At 66.4% G+C, this 21,933-nt stretch carries 16 protein-coding genes; 12 read left to right on the forward strand and 4 right to left on the reverse strand.

Annotated features, from left to right (window positions below; all coding sequences use genetic code 11):
* Positions 1 to 69: 69 nt before the first annotated feature.
* The gene (locus AC1VVK_RS14275) at positions 70 to 1,686 is read right to left on the reverse strand and encodes a hypothetical protein (RefSeq protein WP_132389288.1); all 1,617 of its coding nucleotides are present in this window, start codon (positions 1,684 to 1,686) and stop codon (positions 70 to 72) included.
* Positions 1,687 to 1,993: 307 nt separating this feature from the next.
* Between AC1VVK_RS14275 and AC1VVK_RS14280 the strand changes: the two genes are divergently transcribed.
* The 8 genes from AC1VVK_RS14280 to virB11 all read left to right on the forward strand — a co-directional run bounded on the left by AC1VVK_RS14280 (position 1,994) and on the right by virB11 (position 10,082).
* On the forward strand, positions 1,994 to 2,368 hold the full coding sequence (locus tag AC1VVK_RS14280; protein WP_132389290.1) for a hypothetical protein: 375 nt from the start codon (positions 1,994 to 1,996) through the stop codon (positions 2,366 to 2,368).
* A gap of 307 nt (positions 2,369 to 2,675) precedes the next feature.
* Positions 2,676 to 3,020, forward strand: a complete 345-nt coding sequence (locus AC1VVK_RS14285) for a TrbC/VirB2 family protein (RefSeq protein ID WP_482903487.1) — start codon at positions 2,676 to 2,678, stop codon at positions 3,018 to 3,020.
* Positions 3,021 to 3,030: 10 nt separating this feature from the next.
* Complete coding sequence (locus tag AC1VVK_RS14290) at positions 3,031 to 3,312, forward strand: VirB3 family type IV secretion system protein (protein WP_132389294.1); 282 nt, start codon at positions 3,031 to 3,033, stop codon at positions 3,310 to 3,312.
* Positions 3,313 to 3,337: 25 nt separating this feature from the next.
* Positions 3,338 to 5,764 carry a VirB4 family type IV secretion/conjugal transfer ATPase gene (locus tag AC1VVK_RS14295; RefSeq protein ID WP_482903488.1) on the forward strand — a complete coding sequence of 809 codons (2,427 nt, stop codon included), beginning with the start codon at positions 3,338 to 3,340 and terminating at the stop codon, positions 5,762 to 5,764.
* 5 nt (positions 5,765 to 5,769) lie between these two features.
* Positions 5,770 to 7,080 carry a TrbL/VirB6 family protein gene (locus AC1VVK_RS14300; protein WP_482903489.1) on the forward strand — a complete coding sequence of 437 codons (1,311 nt, stop codon included), beginning with the start codon at positions 5,770 to 5,772 and terminating at the stop codon, positions 7,078 to 7,080.
* Positions 7,080 to 7,919, forward strand: coding sequence for a TrbG/VirB9 family P-type conjugative transfer protein (locus AC1VVK_RS14305; protein WP_482903490.1), 840 nt, complete (start codon positions 7,080 to 7,082; stop codon positions 7,917 to 7,919). Before AC1VVK_RS14300 ends, AC1VVK_RS14305 begins: the two co-directional genes overlap by 1 nt.
* A gap of 3 nt (positions 7,920 to 7,922) precedes the next feature.
* Complete coding sequence (locus AC1VVK_RS14310; protein ID WP_482903491.1) at positions 7,923 to 9,026, forward strand: TrbI/VirB10 family protein; 1,104 nt, start codon at positions 7,923 to 7,925, stop codon at positions 9,024 to 9,026.
* 6 nt (positions 9,027 to 9,032) lie between these two features.
* On the forward strand, positions 9,033 to 10,082 hold the full coding sequence (gene virB11, locus AC1VVK_RS14315; protein WP_482903492.1) for a P-type DNA transfer ATPase VirB11: 1,050 nt from the start codon (positions 9,033 to 9,035) through the stop codon (positions 10,080 to 10,082).
* 172 nt (positions 10,083 to 10,254) lie between these two features.
* Here the strand turns inward: virB11 and AC1VVK_RS14320 are convergent, their stop codons facing one another.
* Positions 10,255 to 11,736, reverse strand: coding sequence for a Ppx/GppA phosphatase family protein (locus AC1VVK_RS14320; RefSeq protein ID WP_482903493.1), 1,482 nt, complete (start codon positions 11,734 to 11,736; stop codon positions 10,255 to 10,257).
* An 83-nt stretch (positions 11,737 to 11,819) separates the two neighbouring features.
* On the reverse strand, positions 11,820 to 13,988 hold the full coding sequence (locus AC1VVK_RS14325; protein ID WP_243652659.1) for an RNA degradosome polyphosphate kinase: 2,169 nt from the start codon (positions 13,986 to 13,988) through the stop codon (positions 11,820 to 11,822).
* 206 nt (positions 13,989 to 14,194) lie between these two features.
* On the opposite strand from AC1VVK_RS14325, the gene AC1VVK_RS14330 reads away from it, so the two are divergent.
* From AC1VVK_RS14330 to AC1VVK_RS14345, 4 genes are read left to right on the forward strand one after another with little or no spacing between them, the layout of a single operon-like run.
* The gene (locus tag AC1VVK_RS14330) at positions 14,195 to 17,578 is read left to right on the forward strand and encodes a transglutaminase family protein (protein ID WP_482903494.1); all 3,384 of its coding nucleotides are present in this window, start codon (positions 14,195 to 14,197) and stop codon (positions 17,576 to 17,578) included.
* Between the two features lie 4 nt (positions 17,579 to 17,582).
* Entirely contained in the window at positions 17,583 to 20,123 is a 2,541-nt protein-coding gene (locus AC1VVK_RS14335) for a circularly permuted type 2 ATP-grasp protein (RefSeq protein WP_482903495.1), read from the forward strand.
* The gene (locus AC1VVK_RS14340) at positions 20,123 to 21,004 is read left to right on the forward strand and encodes a transglutaminase family protein (protein ID WP_482905176.1); all 882 of its coding nucleotides are present in this window, start codon (positions 20,123 to 20,125) and stop codon (positions 21,002 to 21,004) included. The genes AC1VVK_RS14335 and AC1VVK_RS14340 overlap by 1 nt, the downstream gene beginning before the upstream one ends.
* Before the next feature lie 14 nt (positions 21,005 to 21,018).
* On the forward strand, positions 21,019 to 21,324 hold the full coding sequence (locus AC1VVK_RS14345; protein WP_482903496.1) for a DUF1294 domain-containing protein: 306 nt from the start codon (positions 21,019 to 21,021) through the stop codon (positions 21,322 to 21,324).
* 34 nt (positions 21,325 to 21,358) lie between these two features.
* Here AC1VVK_RS14345 and AC1VVK_RS14350 read toward each other — a convergent pair whose 3' ends face one another.
* Positions 21,359 to 21,811, reverse strand: a complete 453-nt coding sequence (locus AC1VVK_RS14350; protein WP_132389318.1) for a hypothetical protein — start codon at positions 21,809 to 21,811, stop codon at positions 21,359 to 21,361.
* Positions 21,812 to 21,933: the final 122 nt, after the last annotated feature.

Genomic DNA, 21,933 nt, shown 5'->3' on the forward strand with positions numbered 1-21,933 from the left:
TGAGGCTTTGGAGTGTGACAAAGGGGGCGGCCCGCGATGGACCACCCCCCGAAGTCACGGGTGGCCCGTTCAGGTCGTCGGCAGCGAGGTGCAGCTGGCGTTCGAACCGAAGTTGGCGGTCGAGTTGTCGCAGGTCCAACCCTTGTACCAGGTGTCCGAAGCGTTCGCGACGGCGCCGATGTAGGCGACGTTGTCGAAGAAGCTGGAGAGCGTGGTGAGGTTGGCGTAAGCGGTGCGGGCACTCTCGTTCGCGCCGTTGACGAAGGTGCTCGTCAGCGTCGAGGTGAAGGTGTCGCTGTTGTTGGTGCCTGCGGCGAACATGGACTGGGCGGTGCCGGCGGCATAAGTGCCGGTGTCCAGATACTTCGTCGCGTTGCAGGTCATGACCACCGAATTGGCCGTGAACGTGGCTTGATCTGCCGGATTCGCGCCCGAACCGTTGACGCGGATGCACTCGTTGTTCGGCGTGTAGATGATGCCGTTGACCAGCGCGATGTCGGCGTTGCCGCGGATCAGCAGCGAGGCCTTGTCATTGCTGTCGTTGTTCGAGCTGGCCGAAGGCTGGATCATCGTGAAGTTCGCGATGGTCGTCTTCTGGCGGGGGAACTGCGCTTCGAAACCGTCGGAGTCGGCTTCGACCAAGGCGTCGCCGCCGCCATTGCGCTGGAGCAGCAGGACGTACTGGAAGGCGCCCTGGAGGCCGGTGTCGATATCAAGGCTGTCATCGTCGGCGTTGACCGAGATGTAGTGCTTGAAGTTCACCGCGCCGCCGAAGAACTCGGCGCCGTCGTCCGAACTGTTGACCGACTGGAAGTAATCGAGCGTGGTACCGGTGCCGACGCCTTCGGCGGTCAACGACTGGAGTTCCTTGCCGTTGCCCAGGATGAAGCCCGAGTAGCGGATCTGCACGTACTTCATGGCGCCGGCGCTGTAGGTGTTGTCGCTGCCGCCGAAGACGGCCTTGTTGGCCGAGCCTTCGGTGTCGCGTTCGCAGGTGCCGTTGCCGGTCGGAGTGGTGGCGGCAGCGCCGTAGTTGCAATCCGTCACCTTGCCGCGGCCAAGTAGCACGACGCCGCCCCACTGGCCCTGCGACGAATCGTCGTTCGTGCCGACGACATTGTCGCGGCTGGTGAAGATGATCGGCTTGGTGGCGGTGCCGACAGCGTTGATCTTGTTGCCGCGGTTGACCGCAAGCCAGGCCGGCTCGGCAGAGTTTTCGCCGTAAACGATCACGCCCGGATCGATCGTCAAGGTGACGTTGGTATCCGCCGAGAGGACCTTGCTCTTGCAGCTGGCGGTGGTGGTCGTGAACGTCGCCGAGGCCGTCGGCGCCGCAAAGCCGCCGTCGCAGCCGACGTCGACGCGACCATTGAGGCGGTAGATTACGCCGGTAACCTTGGGAAGCGTGGCGTTGACGTCAACCAGCGCCGGCAGCGTGCAGACGCGCCAGCTGCCCTGCGGGACGGTGAGGACGCCGCTGTCGGTCAGGCCGCCGGTGGCGTTGAAGCTGGGGCAGCTTGCCGCCGCAACGACGGTGCCCGGCGTGGGTGTCGGCGTGGGCGAGGGGGTTGGCGTCGGATTGTTGATCACGATGCTGCCTGCGCCCGGCGAGGAGATGTCGTCGGCACCGCAACCGGCGAGAGCAAGAGCGCTGCACCCAAGCAGCATGCCATGAATAGTCTTCACGTGAATTTCCCCCCTTGGACAGGTCGGTACGAAACGGCGAGTCCGTTTTCGTTGTCAGGGGCGTGTAGGTTGATGAAGTGACACTTTGTTGGCGTCACGGTGACAGAAATATACCGATTGATGACCGTGATATGACAATTGCTGTGCGATGCAGGCGCGCAGCGGCCTCGAAGGGACGGCGACTCGCGATTGTCCGGACGCTTCATGCGTTAATTGCAGTTTTATGACACTTACGTCATTTTCTTGCGGAGTGCCGAATTGCGGCGGATGTTGCTCTCAATCAACATATCCGTCCGGGAGAAGAATCATGTCGCTCGTCGCTGCATTTGCTTCGGTTCTGCTGGCTCAGAGCCCCGCTGCGCTGGCTACGGACCTGCCTACGCACGACACTGTGGATGTCGCTTATCAGGACCTCTCGCAGGGCCGTGCCGACGCCGCGCTGCGCAAGCTGGAGGCCAATGGCGCCGCCCATTCGGACGATCCGGCCACGCTAATCAACCTCGCCGCCGCCTATGCCGCCACGGGTCGCACCGACAAGGCCTTGATCAGCTACCGTGCGGCCATCGTCAGCCCTCAGCGGTATGACTTGCAACTGGCCGATGGGACCTGGGTGGACTCGCGCGCGGCGGCTCGCATGGCGATGCAACAGATGCTTCGCGCCAATGCGCAAGCCGCGCGCTGAGGCCTGAAAAGCGCCGTTTTCTTGCATTCTGTCTGGCGGGCCGGGCCCCGGATCGTGCACTGTGGACGGTGCAGGATCGGGTGTAGGCGGAACGCGTGCCCTGACGTATAGTTCGCTCGCCCGTGCGGGTGGGGTCGGGGGAAATCTGCATATCTCCTGACGCTGCGCGGAGCGCGACGGCCCCGTGCAAGGCTGGTGACAGGTACCTCTGGCGGGAGGTGGATCGAGGGGCGGAACCCGGGTAGGGTCGTCTTCTCGTCACACTCTTGTCATCTGGACGGCGCACTGGGCCCTCATACGGAGGGCAATGGTGATTCGACTCGTTCAGGTTCAGGTCCGTGCGTTGCGCGGTGTTCTTTCGGTTTTTGCCGGTGCGTTCGGCATGTTTGCCGCCACCGCTGCGCAGGCGCAGCAGGTGACGCGCGCCGATCCGGCTGGTTCTGGCCCGATTGTGGCAGCTCTTGGATGGTTGCAAGGCACGCTGCTGGGCAATGTCGCCACCGCGGTTGCGGTCATGGCAGTCGCCGCTGTGGGCTTCATGATGCTGACGGGCCGCATGAACTGGCGCTTCGGCGCGACGGTCATCATCGGCTGCTTCGTGCTGTTCGGCGCCGGGGCGATCGTTTCCGGCATCCAGTCGGCGGCAGGGTAAGGGGCGTTTGATGAGCCTGGCGCGCTTCCCGGTCCATCGGGCACTCACCCGCCCGCAGATGTTCGCGGGGGTGACGTTCACGTTCTTCATCATCAATGGCCTGGTGACGACGGAGATCTTCCTCATCACCAAGAGCTTCTGGGCTCTGCCGGCGGCGCTGGCGATTCACGGCGTCGGCTATGTCGCCTGTCTTCGCGAGCCGAGGATTTTCGATCTCTGGCTTGCCAAGGTCAGCAAGTGCCCGCGCGTGCCGAACTGGCAGCGCTGGGGCTGCAACAGTTACGCGCCCTGAGCGCGTGACGGGGGGAAGCGGTACGATGTCGGGGAAGAGGAAATCGGGCCTGAAAGGTTGGGGGGCCAAGGAGATGCTGGTCGGTGACCGGCTGCCTTACCAGTCCTTCGTGGACGAGAACGTGGTGCTTCTGCGCGACGGTTCGGTCATGCTCTCGCTGGTGGTGCCGGGCCTCGCGTTCGAGACCGCCGACAGCGAGGAACTGAACGCCCACGTTGCCACGCGCGAAGTGCTGCTGCGCTCGTCGCTCGATGCCCGCTTCGTGCTGTACCACCATGTGATCCGCCGCCGCGTCGAGATCGCCATGGACGGCCAGTTCGACGATCCGCTCGCCGCGCATATCGACGCCCGCTGGAAGGTGCGCACGGGTTCCGGCGCGCTGTTTGTCAACGACCAGTTCATCACGCTGGTCCGCCGCCCCGCGCGCGGCAAGGCGGGCTGGGCGGACAAGCTTTCCCGCTTCATGAGGAACAAAGGGAAGGCGCCCGCCGAAGCTGACGTGGCCGATGTGCGCGCGCTGCGCTCGGCAGCGACGGCGATGGTCGCCTCGCTCGGCTCCTACGGCGCGCGCATCCTTGGCGATTACGAGGGCGGTGCGGGCAACTGTTCCGAAGTTCTCGAACTGCTCTCGGCGCTCTACAATGGCGAAATGCGCCCGGTGCGCCGCCCGGTCGAGGGCACCGACCTTGGCCACATGCTGCCCTATCGCCGCGTGAGCTTCGGCATGGACGCGCTGGAACTGCGCGGCGCCGAAGGCTCGGGCTTCGCCTCGCTGGTGAGCCTGAAGGACTATCCGGATTCGACTTCGCCGGGCCTGACCGACGCACTGTTGCGTCTGCCGACCGAACTGGTGCTGACCGAGACATATGCGCCGTGCGACCGCCAGATCGCCCGCGAACGCATTGACCTTGCGATCCGCCGCCTGCGCTCGGCGGACGAGGAAGCCATGGCCGAACGGCGCGAGATGTCCGCCGCGCGCGATGCGCTCGGCACCGGCGCGGTGGGCTTCGGGGACCATCACCTCTCGGTTTTGGTGCGCGCGCCGTCGCTGGAAGGGCTGGACGACGTCACGGCCTCCTGCGCCGCCGCGCTGGCCGATGCCGGTGCCGTCGCGGTGCGCGAGGATGTGAACATGGAGCCCGGCTTCTGGGGCCAGTTCCCCGGTAACGAGGCGATGATCGTGCGCCGCGCGCTGATTTCCAGCGCCAACATGGCCTGCTTCGGCTCGCTGCACGGTTTCGCGATGGGGCAGGCAGGTGGCAACCACTGGGGCGACGCGGTCACGCTGCTCGCCACCACCAGCGCGACGCCGTTCTTCTTCAATTTCCACCAGGGCGATCTCGGTAACTTTACCGTTATCGGTCCGTCGGGCTCCGGCAAGACGGTGGTCATGAACTTCCTGGCCGCGCAGGCGCAGAAGTTCAGCCCCCGCACCGTGCTGTTCGACAAGGATCGCGGCGCCGAAGTGTTCCTGCGCGGCATTGGCGGCACCTACAGCCGCGTCGCTGCCGGGCACCCGACCGGCTTCAATCCGCTCTCGCTGCCCGACACCGCCGCCAACCGCGCTTTCCTGCGCGACTGGCTGGGCGTGCTGCTGGAAGCCAAGGGCCCCGAGGAACTGGCGATGATCGCCGGCGCCGTCGATGCGGCCTATCACAACGATCCCTCGCTGCGCCGCCTCTCGCATTTCCGCGAACTGCTGGCCGGTGCCCGCCGTCCCGAGCCCGGGGACCTTGGATCGCGCCTCGATGCGTGGATTCAGGGCGGCGAGCACGGCTGGCTGTTCGACAACCAGCAAGACCGGCTCGACCTGTCCGCCCGCGTACTCGGCTTTGACATGAGCGCGCTGCTGGAAAGCCCGCGCCTGCGCACGCCGGTCATGATGTACCTGTTCCACCGCATCGACGAGCGTCTCGACGGTGAGCCGACGATGATCCTCATTGACGAGGGCTGGAAGGCGCTCGACGACGAAGTCTTCGCCGCGCGCATCCGCGACTGGCTGAAGACGCTGCGCAAGCGCAACGCATTGGTCGGTTTCGCCACCCAGTCGGCGCGGGACGCGCTGGACAGCAAGATCGCGACGGCACTGGTCGAACAGACCGCGACGATGATGTTCATGCCCAACGCCCGCGCGCGCTATGAGGATTATTGCGAGGGCTTCGGACTCTCGCAGCACGAATTGGACGTCATCAAGACGCTGCCCGCGCATTCGCGCTGCTTCCTGATCCGCCAGTCCGATGCCTCGGTGGTGGTGCGCCTTGATCTCTCGGGCATGCCCGAAGTGCTGACGGTGCTGTCGGGCCGAGAGAGCACGGTGCGCAAACTGGACCAGCTGCGCGAACGCTACGGCGATGCGCCCTCGGCGTGGTATCCGCTGCTGACCGGCTTCCAATGGCCCGGAGAATTCGAGGAAGGCGAGCACGATGCCGCCTGGGGCCAGGCGGCGGAGTAAGGCGGATGAGCGCCGCCTGCGAGCAACTCACCGAACTGGCCTCTCAGGGCGTCGCCCCGGCGCTCCGCGCGGTCGATTGCGTGTCCAACGAGATGGCGGCGGCTGCTTTCGGCCGCCTGTTCGGCGCCAACGGGGCGATGGCCCCGGTGCTGATCCTCGTCCTGACGCTCTATATCGCGTTCCTCGGCTTTTCGCTGCTTTCGGGCCGGTCGAGCCTCAGTGTCTCGGCGCTGACGCCGCGCATGCTGACGATCGGCTTCGTGCTGACGTTTGCGACGAGTTGGATCGCCTACCAGAGCGTGGTCTGGAACCTTGCCATCGGTGGGCCGGACTGGATCGCAGGCGCGGTGATGGGGGCCAAGGGATCGGCCACGCAGATCTTCGGAGACCGCATCGATATCGTCTTCAATGCCATTGCCGAGGCCTCGCAGGCCGCGACCCAGAGCGGCGGTGAAGCGGCTCAGGGAGCCGCCCAAGGCGCCGCTGCTGCGGGTGCAGGCGCTGCCAAGACCGCAGTGGCAGCCGGAGGGGCGGGCCTGTTCTCGCCCGACAGCGTCATGTGGATGGGCGCGCTCCTGCTGCTACTCGGGACTGTGGGCGTACTGTTGACGGCCCGCATCGCGCTGGGCGTGCTGGTCGCGCTTGGGCCGATTTTCGTGCTCCTCGGCCTGTTCGGCGGTACGCGCGGACTGACCGCCGGCTGGCTGCGCGGCGTTGCGCTGACGGCGATGACCCCGCTCTTCGTCGTGCTGGGCGGCGGGATCACGCTGGAACTGCTGGTGCCGATCGTCTCGTCGCTAGTGAAAGGCGCGGAAATGGGCGAGATCGATGGGCGCGCGGCCATGGCGCTGTTCGTGGTCGCCGCCGTCCATCTCGCGCTCATGGGCATGGTGCTGAAAGTCGCGGGCAGGCTGGTTTCCGGTTGGCGGGTGTTCGGCCTGGCCGACAATGAGCAGGCGAGGGGCCGGAGCGACAGCGGCGCACAATCGGCTTCGGCGCCCATGCCCTCGGTTCAGGTTCAGCCTTTCGCACCCGCTTCGGCGCAGGGACGGGCCCCGGCGATTTCCGCCGCCAGCGCGGCGGCCATGGTGGCGGCTTCGGGCGGCGAGGGTGGTTCGGCTACGCATTCAAGCGACCGGCGCACGGTGATCACACAAGTTTCGGGGGGCGGGATCGAGCCGCTGGCGCAAGGCGCGGCGGCGCGCGCGCGCGGCATCGGCAGCCGGTTCCGCAGCGCCTCCAACGATACGTCGAGGGACATCGGCCGCACGGCCGCAGGAAATACCGGCTCCGGGCCGGCGAAGGAGAAGTCGTGATGATCCGCCGCAAGGCCCATGCCCTCGCCGCGACCGCAGCCCCGGTGCTTCTTGCCCTGGCGGCCCCCGCTCTGGCGGACGAGCGCCTCGTGAGCCACGCCTACGCAGATAACGAGGTGGTGCGCATCGACGGACGGACCGGCGTGCAGGCGACCATCGCTTTCGGCAAGAACGAAGCGATCGAGAACGTGGCGGTCGGCAATTCCCAGACCTGGCAGATCACGCCCAACAAGCGCGCCGACCTGCTGTTCGTGAAGCCGCTGGAACCTGCCGCGCGCACCAACATGACGGTGGTGACCAACCGCCACACCTATTTCTTCGACCTCGTCGCCTCGCCCAAGTCGCGGCCGCTCTACATGCTGCGCTTTACCTACAAGGACGAGCCGGTCGAGACGGCGGCGCCTGTGCCTGCCGCGCTGGCTTCGCTCGATTCGTCGGAACGGGCGATTGCGGAAGGCGATCCGCTGGCGATGCCTTCGGACGCGGCGGCGCTGAACTTTGCGTGGAAGTCGGCCGGTGTCGCCAAGCTGCTGCCCGCCCGCGTCTACGACGATGGATTGTCGACGTATCTGCTCTGGCCGGCAAACACGGCTGTCCCGGCGATCCTCGTGCAGGACGAGAAGGGTGACGAAGGCCCGGTGAACTATGCCGTGCGCGGCCAGACCATCGTTATCGGTGAAGTGCCCCGGCTGATCATCCTGCGTTCCGGCAAGTCCAGCGCGACGCTGGAAAACAACCGCGCGGCCATGCCAGCTGCGGCTCCCGTTCCGGCCGCCGCCGCAGTTGCGGCCAATACGGCCGGCACCGCTCCTACTGCCGCTTCGTCTCTGGGGAACTGACACATGGCGCCCAATTCCTCGCCCAAATCCTCGTTACGCGAACGGATCGCGCCCACCACCGCCACCGATCCGCGTGACGGGCAGGGCGCAGAGGTCATCGATCTCACCAGCCGCAACGTCCTGCCGCGCGTCACCCAGCGCAAGAAGGCGGACGGGCTGGGTCTGGCTGCCGGTGTCGTGTTCGTCATGGCTTTGGGCGGACTGACGCTGTGGTCGATGGACTCGGTGCGCAAGGCGCCGGCTTCGACTTCCGCGCCGCAGGCCGCCGTCGTGCCGCAGCCTGCTGCGACCCCCGCAATCGCGGCGCCGCAGCCGGCTCCCCAGCCTCAGGCGACTCCGTCACCGCTTCCCGCCCCGGCCCCGGCACCCGTTCTTGCCGCCGCGCCCGGCGCTGCCACGGCGACCGCCGCCAATCCCTATGCGACGCCGACCGTGGTCTTCGACGTCGGTAGCGGCACCGGGGTCCCGCAGCTCGCGGGCCCGGCCGGTGAGGGCAAGTCCGGCGGCAATGCCAATGACGATTTCGCCGCGCGCATCGGCGGCTCGGGCTCCACGGCGACGGCCTCGCGCACGTTTGACCCTGCGACTACGGTCACGCAGGGCACGCTGATCCCGGCCGTGCTGGAGACCGCGATCGATACCGACGTTCCCGGCTATGTCCGCGCCATCGTCTCGACCGATGTGCGTAGCTTCGATGGCAAGCGCGTGCTGATCCCCCGTTCCTCGCGCCTGATCGGGCAATACAAGAGCGGCCTCACGGCGGGGCAGAAGCGCGCCTATGTGATCTGGAGCCGGTTGATCCGCCCGGACGGCGTCTCGGTCAATCTCGGCTCGCCGGCCATTGCCTTCGGCGGCGAGACCGGCCTGCCGGGCAAGGTCAATTCGCATTTCTTCGAGCGGTTCGGTTCGGCGATGCTGCTTTCGGTCGTGGGAGGCCTGTCCACCATCGCGTCGAGTGGGGCGAGCGTCGTGGTTGGCGGCGGCCAGTCGGCAGCGGCGGCCGCTATCCAGCAGACCGGCAGCGTTGGACCGACCATACGCGTGCGTCAGGGGGAACCGATCCGCGTGTTTACCGCCAAGGACCTCGATTTCAGTCAGGCTCAGTGACCAAGCATGGCGGACGTTCTTTCGCTTCAGGGCGCACAGGCGCCGACGGGCCCGACCATGACTGAGGGCGTGTCGCCGCATCAGGCCGCGCCGCGCAGCGTCTATCTTGACGCCTATCTCGCGCCGCTGCGGCCCTGGCTCGACCGGGAGACGGTGACCGAGATCCTGATCAACCGCCCCGGCGAGATCTGGGTCGAGGATGCCGAGCACTCGGGCATGCAGCGCGTGCTTCTGCCCGAGATGGACGACCGCCTGCTCCAGCGCCTCGCCGAGCAGGTGGCGCGGATCAGCCATCAGGGCATCAACCGCGAGCATCCGCTGCTCTCGGCCACGTTGCCGGGGTACGGCGGCCAGTCCGGTGCGCGTATCCAGCTTGTCGGGCCGCCAGCGACGCGGGCGAACTGGGCCATGGCGATCCGCCGCCATCGGTTGCTCGAACTCCCGCTGGATGCTTACGATCGCGGTCCGATCACGCCTCCGGTCGAAGAGCCGACGCCCGATCCGATGGCCGAGCCTATCGCCTTCCTGCGCGATGCGATCCGTCGTCGCCGCACGATCCTGATCTCGGGCGGTACGTCCACCGGCAAGACGACGTTCCTCAATGCCATGCTCGGCGAAATTCCCGCGCATGAGCGTGTGGTTCTGGTCGAGGATACCGCCGAACTGCATCTGCCCGGTGCGAATGGCGTGGGCTTGATCGCCGTGAAGGGCGAACTGGGCGAGGCGAAAGTTTCGGCCAACGATCTCCTGCAAGCCGCGCTGCGTTTGCGGCCCGACCGTATCGTGCTGGGCGAGCTACGCGGCACCGAGACGGTCTCGTTCCTGCGCGCGATTAATACCGGCCATCCGGGTTCGTTCTCGACCGTTCACGCCAATACACCGCGCGGTGCGCTGGAACAGATCGCGCTGATGTCGATGCAGACGGGTATTGGCCTTACACGGGCCGAGACGCTGGAATATGCGGCTTCGGTGATCGACATCGTCGTCCAGCTGGATCGGCAGGACGGCAAGCGCGGCATCAGCCAGATCGCCGAAAGCGCGAGCCTGCTGAGCTGACGTTCCTCCCCTGCAAGGGGAGGTGGCAGCCCGTCAGGGCTGACGGAGGGGTGTAACGCTCTTGACGTGGCGCCCGGCCGAGGGGCTGACACCCCTCCACCACCCTTCCTTCGACAAGCTCAGGATGAGCGGGGGCGGTCCCCCTCCCCTTGCAGGGGAGGAATGAGGGGGCTCAATCGACGATCGCCAGTCCCGCTGGATCGTGAACCTCGCATGCCAGCCCAAGCCAATCGGCCAGCGCCTTGTGATCCTTGGCGACGCCGGGGCTGTAAAGCGGGCGCATCGCCTCGGACAATGTCAGCACAAGCGCCCCGTCCGCGATCCGGATCGAGGTCTGCGAGAGACCGGCTTCGGAGCAGCCCGTCAGGCGGCGGCACAGGCGCACGGCAAGGCCCCAGCCAATCGCCCGGTCGAGGTCTTCCTTGCAGGCAAGGCGGTCGAACGCTTCATGCACATCGGTCTGGCCGGAATTGGCGAAGACGGTCATCGCCATCATCGCGCGGCCGTGCATGTCGAGGCCGATCCAGCGCTTGCGGAGTGCCCAGGTCATGGCTTCTTCGGTGCGCAAGTTCGGCTCGGTGCGCATCGCGGCCAGTGCCAGCAAGCCGGAGGCTTGACGCAACTGGCGGTCCTGCGGTTCCTCGCGGCAGACCGGCGCGGTCCACTTCGCCACTTCGACCGCATCGTCGGCCGTGACGCGGGCGCTGGCGGAGAAGCCGGCGACGCTGGCCAGCATCGGATCCTCGGCCTGAACTTCCGCATCGAGCTGTGCGTGGAGCAGGCCTTCGCGCAGGCCCCATGACGAGAACACCAGCTTCGAAGGCTTGATGCGGGTGATCACTTCCACCATCAGCGCCGCCGCGTCGGGAAGCGAGGCAAGGCGCGAACTGGAGATGCGCGGATCGACCTCGCCCAGTTTGCCTCTGGCGAAATCGCGCGCCAGATGCAGCGCTTCGGAGGCGGGAAGTTCGAAGCCGTGCGGATCGTCCACCGGCCAGTCGAGCACCCGCATGGCCTGGAGCGCTAGCGCGCGCCACGATCCGCCGACGATGTAGAGCGGCAGCCCGCGTCCCTGCTCCCAGCCCGCGTTGTGAAGGCCGTTGTGTACGGTTTCGGAGAACTTCGCGGGACCTTCGGTGCGCAAGTCCGGCAGGCGCAGAGTGCCGAAGGGCAGGGTGATGCCGTGCCAGCTTTCGCCCTCGGCAATCTCGACGAGTTCGAGGCTGCCACCGCCAAGGTCGGCAGCAACGCCGCGCGCGCCCGGGAAAGCGGCGATCACGCCGGTGGCGCTGGCGCGGGCTTCCTCCTCGCCCGAAAGCAGGCGCGGGAACAGGCCAAGCGCACGCACGGCGTCAAGGAACGCGGGCCCGTTGCTGGCATCGCGCGCGGCGGCGGTGGCCACGCATTCGACGTTGCGGACGTCGAGCAGGCGCAGCAAGCCGGCGAAGCGCGCCAGCGTGGTGAGCGCGCTGCGCATCGCCTTGTCCGAGATCGCCCCGGTCTTGCCGAGGTCGCGGCCGAGGCGGGCGCTGACTTTTTCATTGAGGACGACAACGGGCGCACGCGGCGGCCCGTTGTAGACGACCATGCGCACGGTATTGGAACCGATATCGATGATCGCCCGCTTTTCGCTTTTGAGGCTTATGCCGATCATAGGAAGGCCAGGCTGATGCCGATCATAGGGGGGCTTTGGACGAATCGCCTTTGAGCCCATTACGGGCGGACGCCCCCCTTATGTCAGATGTTGCCGCGTCTTAGCGAGAGCTTTGGCACCTTCCGTCCACTGGCAAGCGACGCACCGCGCCCGGAAAGCGACGGGTTGGTCATGAAATAGCGGTGGATATTGAAGGGCATGTCCACTTCTCCCACCCGATCGTAACTGCCGTCCGGATGGAGCACCCAGGACTGTTCGGTATCGAGCAGATTGGCCAACATGACCTGATCGAGCACCTGATCGTGCACGGTCTTGTTGGTAATCGGCACCATCACCTCCACCCGGCGGTCCAGATTGCGGCTCATAGCGTCGGCCGAGGTGATGTAGACCTTGGCCTTGCGATTGGGCAGTTCAGCGCCGTTCGCGAAGGCCCAGATGCGGCAGTGTTCGAGGAAGCGACCGATCACCGACTTCACGGTGATGTTCTCCGAAAGCCCGGTGATGCCGGGGCGCAGGCAGCAGATGCCGCGCACCACCAGTTCGATGTCCACGCCCGCCTCACTGGCGGCATAGAGCTTGTCGATCAGGTCAGGGTCGGTCAGCGAGTTCATCTTGGCCCAGATCTGCGCAGGCTTTCCGGCGCGGGCATTGGCAATCTCGCCATCGATGTTCGTATAGAGCGTCGAGCGCAGCGAGATCGGCGAGATCGACAGGCACTCGGTGCCCTTGGGTTCGACATAGCCGGTGATGAAGTTGAACAGGCGGCCGACATCGCGCCCCATCGCCGGATCGGCGGTGAAGTACGACAAGTCGGTATAGATGCGTGCGGTGATCGGGTGATAGTTGCCGGTGCCGAAGTGGCAGTAGGTGCGATACCCTTCGCCTTCGCGGCGCACGATCATCGATGTCTTGGCGTGGGTTTTCCAGTCCACGAAGCCGTAGATCACCTGAACGCCCGCGCGTTCGAGCTGGCTGGCCCAGAGCAGGTTCTGCTCCTCGTCGAAACGGGCTTTCAGTTCGACCACCGCCGTCACCGACTTGCCCTGTTCGGCCGCGGCGATGAGTGCCGAGATGATCCCCGACTGCTTGCCGGCGCGGTAGAGCGTCTGCTTGATCGCGATCACGTCCGGATCGCGGGCGGCCTGGCGCAGGAAGTCGATCACCACCTCGAAGCTTTCGTAGGGGTGCTGGATGACGATGTCCTTCTCGCGGATGGCCGCGAAAATGTCTCCGTCATGTTCCAGGATACGCTCGGGATAGCGGGGGGAATAGGGTTCGAACTTCAGTTCGGGCCGGTCCTCGTCGCAGATCGCCGAAAGGCCGGAGAAGCCGATCAGCCCCTCGGTCTTCATGATAAGCGCCTTGTCGAGGCCGAGCTGGTTGCGCAGCAGCTCCTCGGCCGCCGGATCGAACTTGCCCTGAAGCTGTAGCACGATGACCAAGCCGCGACGGCGGCGCTGGATCGCGGTGCGGTAATAGCGGACCAGATCTTCGGCATCTTCCTCGATCTCGATGTCGCTGTCGCGCAGGATGCGGAATACGCCGTGGCCGTGGAGCGTGAAGCCGGGGAACAATTCACCCGCGTTGCGGTAGATCAGGTCCTCGATCGAGATCCACGCCGCTTCCTCACCGGGAATGCGCACGAAGCGGGGCAGCGGGGCGGGGATCAGCACCATTTCCATGACCGGCGCGTCGTCGGCCATGCGGGTCAGCGAGAACAGGATGCCGATGCCCTGATTGGCCACGAAGGGGAACGGGTGCGCGGGATCGATCGCCTGCGGCGTGATCACCGGCATGACGAGGTCGAGGAAATAGGTGCGCAGCCACGCCTCGCGCTCCGGATCGAGCGTTTCCTCGGCCACGACGCGGATGCCTTCCTCGGCCAGCTGGACTTTCAGCCCGGCCCAGGTTTCCTGCTGGATCGCCTCCAGTTCGAGGACTTTCTCGTGCGTGGTGGCCATCGCCTGCGTCGGGGTGAGCCCGTCGATCGAGATTTCCTCGATCTGGCGGCGGACTTGCCCGGCGATGCCGGCGACGCGCACCATCAGGAACTCGTCGATGTTGCTGCCCGAAATCGAGAGGAAGCGCAGGCGTTCGAGCAAGGGATAGTTCGGATTGGTCGCTTCGGCGAGCACGCGCTCGTTGAAGGCCAGCCAGCTCTGCTCGCGGTTGAAGTAGCGCGCGGGCAGCGTGGTGACGTCCGTCACCGGGCTGCTTTCGCCGGCGGGCTGAGCTTCGTGAATGTCCAGCATGTCCTTCGTTTTCATCCGAGCTTGTAGGCGGGAATTGTCCCCGCGCGGGGAGAGCCCGCAATGGAGCACCCGTGGACCCCCTTGCATGCCACGATGACAGTTTTGCTGCAATCGGGGAGGTCATTTGCGCAATCTAACAAGTTCCCGGCGCCAGACCAATGGAAGATCATTGCAGTGCAGCATTGTTTCAAGCAAAGTCGCACGCGATGATCAAGGCGGCCCTCCACCATCTCACGCGCTACCGTTATTCACGGCGGGTGCGCCTCGGTCCCCAGGTTATACGGCTGCGCCCGGCGCCGCACAGTCGGACGGCAGTGCCGAACTATTCGCTGAAGATCAGCCCGCCCGAGCATTTCCTGAATTGGCAGCAGGATCCGCACGGCAACTGGCAGGCGCGGGTGGTGTTCCCCGATCCGATCGACCACTTCTCGATCGAAGTGGATTTGCTGGCCGAACTGGCGGTAATCAACCCGTTCGACTTTTTCGTTGAGCCTGAGGCCGAGAATTACCCCTTCGCCTATTCGGAAGCGATGGCAGCCGACCTTGCCGCCTATTTCGAGGTGGAGCCGCAGGGGCCGCTGTTCGAGGAACTGGTGGCCAGCCATACCGGCTATGCGGGGCGGACGGTCGATTTCCTTGTCGAGGTGAACCGCCAGCTCCAGCAGCGCATCGGCTATGTGATTCGCATGGAGCCGGGGGTGATGACCCCGGAAGAGACGCTGGGCGTGGGCATCGGATCGTGCCGCGATTCGGCGTGGCTGCTGGTGCAACTGCTGCGCCGGCTTGGTTTTGCCGCGCGGTTCGTCTCTGGCTATTCGATCCAGCTGGTTGCCGACGTGATCCCCAAGGAAGGCCCCAAGGGCGTGCAGGACGACGTGGTCGACCTTCATGCCTGGGCCGAGGCCTATGTACCCGGCGCGGGCTGGATCGCGCTCGACGCCACATCGGGGATGTTCGCGGGAGAGGGGCATATCCCGCTCTGCGCCGCCCCGCACTATCGCTCCGCCACCCCGATCGAGGGCATGGCGGAACCTGCCGAAGTGCAGTTCCAGTTCGAGATGGGCATCAGCCGCATTGCCGAGGCGGTGCGCATCACCAAGCCCTTCACCGAAGAGCGCTGGCAGGCCCTGCTGGACCTTGGCGACAAGGTGGACGCGGAACTGGATGCCGCCGGGGCCAACTTGACGATGGGCGGCGAGCCGACTTTCATCGCCGACAGCGATTTCGAGGCGGCCGAGTGGAACGGCGCTGCCGTCGGCCCGACCAAGGCGGCCTATGCCGACAAGCTGATCCGCCTGCTGCGCGAGAAGTTCGCGCCGGGTTCGCTGCTCCATTACGGACAGGGCAAGTGGTATCCGGGCGAGAGCCTGCCGCGCTGGGGCTTCTCGATCTACTGGCGCAAGGATGGCACGCCGATCTGGCGCGACCCCGCGCTGATCGCGGGTGAAAAGCCGCGCGCCAAGGATGCCGAGGCGGAGCCGGTTCCCACCGTGGATGTCGCCGTGGCGGAAATCCTCCTGCGCGAAACCGCGCGGGGGCTGGGCGTCGAGGATGGTTTCGTCCAGCCGGTCTACGAGGATAGGGGCGAATGGGCGGAGAAGGAGGCCGAGCTTCCGCTCAATGTCACCCCGCTCGATCCCAAGGTCGATGACGAGGAACTGGCGCGCCGCTTCGTGCGGACTTACCGGCGCGGGCTCGACAAGGCGGTGGGTTACGTGCTGCCGGTGCAGCGCTGGAACGCCGCCGATCTCTCGGTGCCGCGCTGGAAAAGCGAGCGCTGGCGCGTGCGCAAGGAAGTGCTGACGGCGGTGCCGGGCGATTCCGCGCTGGGCTACAGATTGCCGCTGGGTTCGCTGCCGTTCGTGCCGCCGTCCGATTATCCCTACATCCACCCCCGCGACACGGCCGAGCCGCGCGAGCCGATGGCCGATTTCCGCGAACAGGTGATCGAGCGCGGCAGCGAGGCGCGCGTGGCCGGTGCGGAACGGCACGGCCAGCGCATGCAGCAAGTGGAGCAGGCGGAGGGCAGCCACGCCGCGCAGGACGTGGTCGAGCAGCATATCATCGAAGGCGCCGTGCGCACTGCGCTCACGGTCGAGCCACGCGGCGATTACCTCGCGGTGTTCATCCCGCCCACCGAGCGACTGGAGGACTATCTCGAACTCGTGGCCGCGGTCGAAGTGGTGGCCGAGACGCATCGCATGCCGATCAGGATCGAGGGCTATCCGCCGCCGCCCGACCCGCGCCTGCAAGTGCTCAAGGTCACGCCCGATCCCGGCGTGATCGAGGTCAACATCCACCCCTCGGCCTCATGGCGCGAGATGGTGGAGATCACCGAGACGCTCTACGACGCCGCGCGCGAAGTGGGGCTCACGGCCGACAAGTTCATGCTCGATGGCCGCTCGATCGGCACCGGCGGCGGCAATCACATCGTGCTCGGCGGGCCAAGCCTGCTCGAAAGCCCGTTCATGCGCCGCCCGGACCTGCTCAAGAGCTTCGTCACGTATTGGCAGCGGCATCCTTCGCTCAGCTATTTGTTCTCGGGCCTGTTCATCGGTCCGACCAGTCAGGCCCCGCGCATCGATGAGGCGCGGCATGACGCGCTTTACGAGCTGGAAATTGCGCTCGCGCAGGTTCCGGGTCCCGAGCACCAGCAACCGGCGCCGTGGGTGGTGGACCGGCTGTTCCGCAACCTGCTGGTCGATGTGACCGGCAATACCCACCGCACCGAAATCTGCATCGACAAGCTGTTCAGCCCCGACGGGCCGACCGGCCGCCTTGGCCTTGTCGAGTTTCGCGGTTTCGAGATGCCGCCGGATGCCCGGATGAGCCTTGCCCAGCAGCTTCTCCTGCGCGCGCTCACCGCGTGGTTCTGGAAGGAGCCGCAAGGCGGCGGACTCGTGCGCTGGGGCACGCAGTTGCATGACAAGTTCATGCTCGGTCACTTCGTCTGGGCCGATTTCCTCGACGTGCTCGATGACCTTGGCCGGGCCGGATACAGCTTCGATCCGGCGTGGTTCGAGGCCCAGCGCATGTTCCGCTTCCCGGTCCACGGCGAGGTCGAGGGCGGCGGCGTCAGCCTTGAGATCAGCCACGCGCTCGAACCGTGGAACGTGCTGGGCGAAACCGGCGCGATCGGCGGCACCGTTCGTTATGTCGACAGTTCGACCGAGCGCCTCCAGGTCCGCGCCTCCGGCCTCGTTCCCGGCCGCCATGTGATCTCGTGCAACGGGCGGGGGGTGCCGCTGACGATGATCGGGCCCGACGAAGGCGTCGGCGGCGTGCGCTACAAGGCATGGGCCCCGGCCGAATGCCTCCACCCGATGCTCCCGGCCAACGCGCCACTGACGTTCGACATCTACGACTTGTGGAACAGTCGCTCGCTGGGCGGCTGCGTCTATCACGTGGCGCATCCGGGCGGGCGCCATTACGACGACGTGCCGGTTAACGGCTATGAGGCCGAAGCAAGGCGCAAGGCACGTTTCCAGCCGCACGGCCACTCACCGGGGACCATGCAGACCCCGCCGGAGGAAAATCCCGGCGAGTTCCCGCATTCGCTCGACTTGCGCCGCCCGGCGCGCGGGATCTGAAACCGTGGCCACCGCCCCGCCTTCCGGACCGGATTCCACGCTGACCGAAAGTGCACCGGGCTGGCTGGATTCCTATCCGGTCGAGGTTTCGGGCGGAGACCTCTTCGGCGATGCCGCCGAACCGGTGGCGGCACGCTGGAAGGCCGTGGCTGCGGGCCTTTCCGCCCTGTCGGAAGGCGACCCCGTTGCCTTGCAGGAGAACGCGGCGCGCAATGCCGCCGATCTTGGCCTCACCTTCCGAGTCACCGGCGAGGAGGAGGAGCGCGCCTGGCCGCTCAATGCCATGCCGGTGGTGATCGGCGCGGGGGAATGGGAGGTGATCGAGCGCGGGCTGATCCAGCGCGCCGAACTGCTCGAACACCTTGCCGCCGATATCTACGGACCGCAGCGAATGGTCCGCGAGGGGCATCTGCCAGCGGCGGCGATTGCCGGGAATCCCTTCTTTGCGCGCAAGATGCTCGGCCGGGCGGGGCGGTTGGGTGAGGGGCCGGGGAAGGCCCACTTCATTCAGGTCTATTCGGCCGATCTCGCACGCGGGCCGCGCGGACAGTGGCGGGTGCTGCAAGACCGTGTGCGGATCGCCAACGGCATCGGCTACGCGCTCGAAAACCGCCTCGCGATGACGCGGCTGGCCGGCCACTTGCTGGCCGATCAGCAAGTGCGGCGCATTGTCGATTTCTTCGGGCTCATGCGCGAAGGCATGATCGCCGCCTGCGGGCGGGAGGCCCCGCGCGTCGCGCTGCTCACGCCCGGCCGCTTCAACCAGACTTATGCCGAACAGGCCCACCTGGCGCGCTATCTGGGCTTTCCGCTGGTGGAAGGGCGCGACCTTTCGGTGGTGGATGACCGGCTCTGGGTCGGCACGATCGCCGGGCCCAAGCGCGTGGATTCGATCTGGCGCTGGATCAATACGACCTCGCTCGATCCGCTGGCCTTCGATGCCCGCTCGCAGCTTGGCGTGGCCAATCTCTTCGAAGCATGGGCAGGCGGCGGGGTCGGCATGATCAACTGGCCGGGTACCGAAGTGCTGGAGAGCCCCGCCTTCGCCGCCTTCATGCCGCGTCTCTGTCAGGTCCTGCTGGGCGAGGCCCCGATCCTGCCCAACATCGCGACGTGGTGGTGCGGACAGGCGGCCGAAAGCGCCACTGTTGCCGCGCGGCTCGATGAACTGGCAGTTCTCCCCGCCTTCGGCCAGCCGGTCGAAGGACTTGAACGTCGCGAGCCGGTGGCCGGGGCCGATCTCGACGGCGCGCAGCGCTCGGCCTTGCTGGATGCGCTGGCGCGCCGGCCGATGGACTATTGCGGGCAGGAGATCGTCCACCTGTCCACCGTGCCCGCCATCATCGACGGCGAGATCGTGCCACGCCCCTTCACCGTGCGCGCTTTCGTCGCGCGCGATGCCGATGGGGTTTGGACGGTCATGCCCGGCGGTTTTGCCCGCCTTGCGGCGAGCCAGGCATTGCCGACTTCGCTGATGGGCGAGGGCGAGATTTCCGCCGATGTCTGGGTGGTGGACGAAGTGCCGAACCCGGCCCAGTTGGCCGGCCGCGCGATCCCCGAGCCGCCGATTTCGCGCGGGGGCGGCATTCTTGCCAGTCAGGCGGCGGACAATCTCTACTGGTTCGGGCGCTACAACGAGCGAGCCCAGCTCGTTACCCGTGTGCTGCGCGCGCTGCTCGACGGTTCGGTCGAGATCGACGGCGCGCCCGAGGAACAGGGCGGCGTGGTTGGCGCGTTGGTGGCGCTGCTGGTCGAGGCGGGCAGCATCGAGCAACCGACAGGAACGCCCGATGTTCAGGCCATCGCTGCCGCCGTGCTGGCCGAAGCGGGGCTGCCGGGCGGCGTAACCACGCTGATGCGGCGGCGTCAGGCCGTTGGCCTCTCGCTGCGCGAACGCTTCGCGCGGGACTTCTGGCGGCTGGTGAGCCAGGGCGTGCCGCAAGTGGACGTGCACCGGCCGGCGACACTGCTGGGGGCGGTACGGCGCCTGACCGAGCATTTCAGTGCGCTTGCCGGGCTTGTCTCGGAAAACATGGTGCGCTCGGCCGCATGGCGCTTTCTGGAGATCGGCCAGCGGCTCGAACGCGCGCAGGGGATCTGCCGCATGGTCCGCCAGCTTGGCGATACCGTTGCGGAGGGGGCCGATCCCAAGGAGACGGGAGGCGCGCTGGGCGTGCTGCTCGACTTGTGCGATAGCCAGATCATCTATCGCACGCGCTATCTGACCGGGCCGATGGCGGGGCCGGTGCGCGATCTGGTCCTGCTTGATCCGGACAACCCGCGCGCACTGGTGTTCCAGATCGCCGGGATCGTCGAGCATCTGGCTGCATTGCCGAGCGGGCGGGACGATAACTTGCCCGAACCGCCGATGCGCGCCGCCCGCGCGCTGCTGGGCAGGCTTCAGGCGGCCACCGCGCAGGACATGACGGGTGAGATGCTCGAAAGGATCGAGCACGAACTCTACGACCTCTCGGACGCGCTTTCGGCGCGGTACTTCCTTCAGTTCGACCCCGAGCAGGCCGAACGACGGACTTTGCTCCTGTGATGCGCTATTCGGTCAGCCATATCACCACGCTGCAATATGCCGCCCCGGTGCGCCTTGCGCAGTTCAATGCGCGGCTGCGCCCGAAGGCATGGCCGGGGCAGACGCTGAGCGACTATCTGCTCACCGTCGATCCGCAGCCGGCACAAGTGCTGGAGCGGGAGGGCGGTTATTACATCAACGAGGCGCGCTTCTCGTTGCACGATCCCATTTCGGAACTTCAGATCGAAAGCCGCTTCACGGTCGAGAAGGAGCCGCTGCCTTTCTTCGTCACCGATTCCACCGGTCCGGGCCTTGCCGATTTGCGGGAACGGGCGATGCAGAAGCCCGATCTGTCGGCGCTGGGCCCGGCCTCCTACAGTTTCGCGTCGCCCATCGCGGTGCCGGAGCGCGACATCGCCATGTGGTCGAGCGGGTTCCTCAGCGAATCGATGCCGGTGGTGGAAGCGGGGAGGGCGCTCATGGCGGCGATCCACCAGCAGTTCGCCTACGAATCGGGCGCAACCGTTGCCGACACGCCGCCGATCGAGGCGTTTCGTGCGCGTCACGGGGTGTGTCAGGACTTCAGCCACATCATGATTATCGCCGCGCGCGCGCACGGCATTCCGGCCGCCTATGTCAGCGGCTATCTGCGCACGCTGCCGCCACCGGGGCAGGAGCGGCTGGTCGGTGCCGACGCCATGCATGCATGGGTGAACTTGTGGTGCGGGGACGATCTCGGCTGGATCGGCTTCGACCCCACCAACAACATGCTGGCCGATACCGACCACATCTTCATCGGCATGGGGCGCGACTATACCGACGTGGCTCCGCTGGACGGGACGTTTCGCGGCTCTTCGCAGCAGACGATGATCTTCTCGGTGGACGTCGCGCCGCTGGATTGACTAGGCGCTGCCACATGAATGCGCCTCTGCTTGTTGCCGCCGGCCTTTGCGGCCTCAACCTCTGGACTTTTGCGGTGTTTGGCTACGACAAGGCGCAGTCGCGGCGCGGCGGCGGGCGCGTTCCCGAGCGGCATCTGCTGACGCTGTCCGCGCTGGGCGGATCACCGGGTGCGCTGCTGGCAAGGCGCCTGTTCCGCCACAAGACGCGCAAGCAGCCCTTCGTGAATTACCTGAAGGCGATCGTTGTCCTGCAATGCGCGGGAGTGGTTGGGCTGGCGGTTCTTGCGGCCAAGTGGGGCGGGGCAGCGGGCGTCTTCTGAGCGCCCGCCTTCCGCTCATGCGGCGCGAATTGGTTCAGCCCCGACCCTGAACCCCGCGTGCTTCGACTGGCTGTCCCGGGAAGATCCCGGCGATCGCCAGCGCCGCGCCCAGCTTGGAGAGCGTTTCGAGCACGTCGCCCACGGCGTCTTCCTGCACGACCAGTTCCAGCGTTCCGCGCGTCTCCTGCGCACCGCGATCGCGCAGCGAGGTGACGAGTTCGAGGATCACGGCCTCATGTTCGGACACGTGGTCGCAAGCCATCGGGCAAAAAGCGAAAGTTTCCAGCGCGTCGCGGTTGAAGATCAGCATGGCACGGTGGAACGGCTGGAGCCCGCCGATCATCCGCCAGCGGGCGAAGGCGGGGGCAAGCGCTTCGGCCGGGCAGCGGCGCTGGGCAAGGGTCGTGACCCACGCGCGCATCGACCAGACGAGGAAGCGGCAGCCCTCGTCGAGTGTGCTCAGGGGGCGATCGACGTACTGGTACATGGCGGGCTCTCCAGGTTGCGAAACGGGCTATACGAGATCATGCTTGCAATTGCGAATGATTATCATTAGCCATTGATACGCAGCTTGTCCTGGCCGTCAAGCCTGCACCCGAGGACCCAGGT

Source organism: Novosphingobium sp. BL-S-32 (assembly GCF_056857055.1).

What these genes read in the sequence shown, in the direction of transcription:
- AC1VVK_RS14280 (WP_132389290.1), top strand. Translation starts at nt 1,994, where the DNA reads ATGTCGCTCGTCGCTGCATTTGCTTCGGTTCTGCTGGCTCAGAGCCCC.
- AC1VVK_RS14285 (WP_482903487.1), top strand. Translation starts at nt 2,676, where the DNA reads ATGGTGATTCGACTCGTTCAGGTTCAGGTCCGTGCGTTGCGCGGTGTT.
- AC1VVK_RS14300 (WP_482903489.1), top strand. Translation starts at nt 5,770, where the DNA reads ATGAGCGCCGCCTGCGAGCAACTCACCGAACTGGCCTCTCAGGGCGTC.
- AC1VVK_RS14310 (WP_482903491.1), top strand. Translation starts at nt 7,923, where the DNA reads ATGGCGCCCAATTCCTCGCCCAAATCCTCGTTACGCGAACGGATCGCG.
- AC1VVK_RS14340 (WP_482905176.1), top strand. Translation starts at nt 20,123, where the DNA reads ATGCGCTATTCGGTCAGCCATATCACCACGCTGCAATATGCCGCCCCG.
- AC1VVK_RS14290 (WP_132389294.1), top strand. Translation starts at nt 3,031, where the DNA reads ATGAGCCTGGCGCGCTTCCCGGTCCATCGGGCACTCACCCGCCCGCAG.
- AC1VVK_RS14330 (WP_482903494.1), top strand. Translation starts at nt 14,195, where the DNA reads ATGATCAAGGCGGCCCTCCACCATCTCACGCGCTACCGTTATTCACGG.
- virB11 (WP_482903492.1), top strand. Translation starts at nt 9,033, where the DNA reads ATGGCGGACGTTCTTTCGCTTCAGGGCGCACAGGCGCCGACGGGCCCG.
- AC1VVK_RS14295 (WP_482903488.1), top strand. Translation starts at nt 3,338, where the DNA reads ATGTCGGGGAAGAGGAAATCGGGCCTGAAAGGTTGGGGGGCCAAGGAG.
- AC1VVK_RS14350 (WP_132389318.1), bottom strand. Translation starts at nt 21,811, where the DNA reads ATGTACCAGTACGTCGATCGCCCCCTGAGCACACTCGACGAGGGCTGC.
- AC1VVK_RS14320 (WP_482903493.1), bottom strand. Translation starts at nt 11,736, where the DNA reads ATGATCGGCATAAGCCTCAAAAGCGAAAAGCGGGCGATCATCGATATC.
- AC1VVK_RS14325 (WP_243652659.1), bottom strand. Translation starts at nt 13,988, where the DNA reads ATGCTGGACATTCACGAAGCTCAGCCCGCCGGCGAAAGCAGCCCGGTG.
- AC1VVK_RS14345 (WP_482903496.1), top strand. Translation starts at nt 21,019, where the DNA reads ATGAATGCGCCTCTGCTTGTTGCCGCCGGCCTTTGCGGCCTCAACCTC.
- AC1VVK_RS14305 (WP_482903490.1), top strand. Translation starts at nt 7,080, where the DNA reads ATGATCCGCCGCAAGGCCCATGCCCTCGCCGCGACCGCAGCCCCGGTG.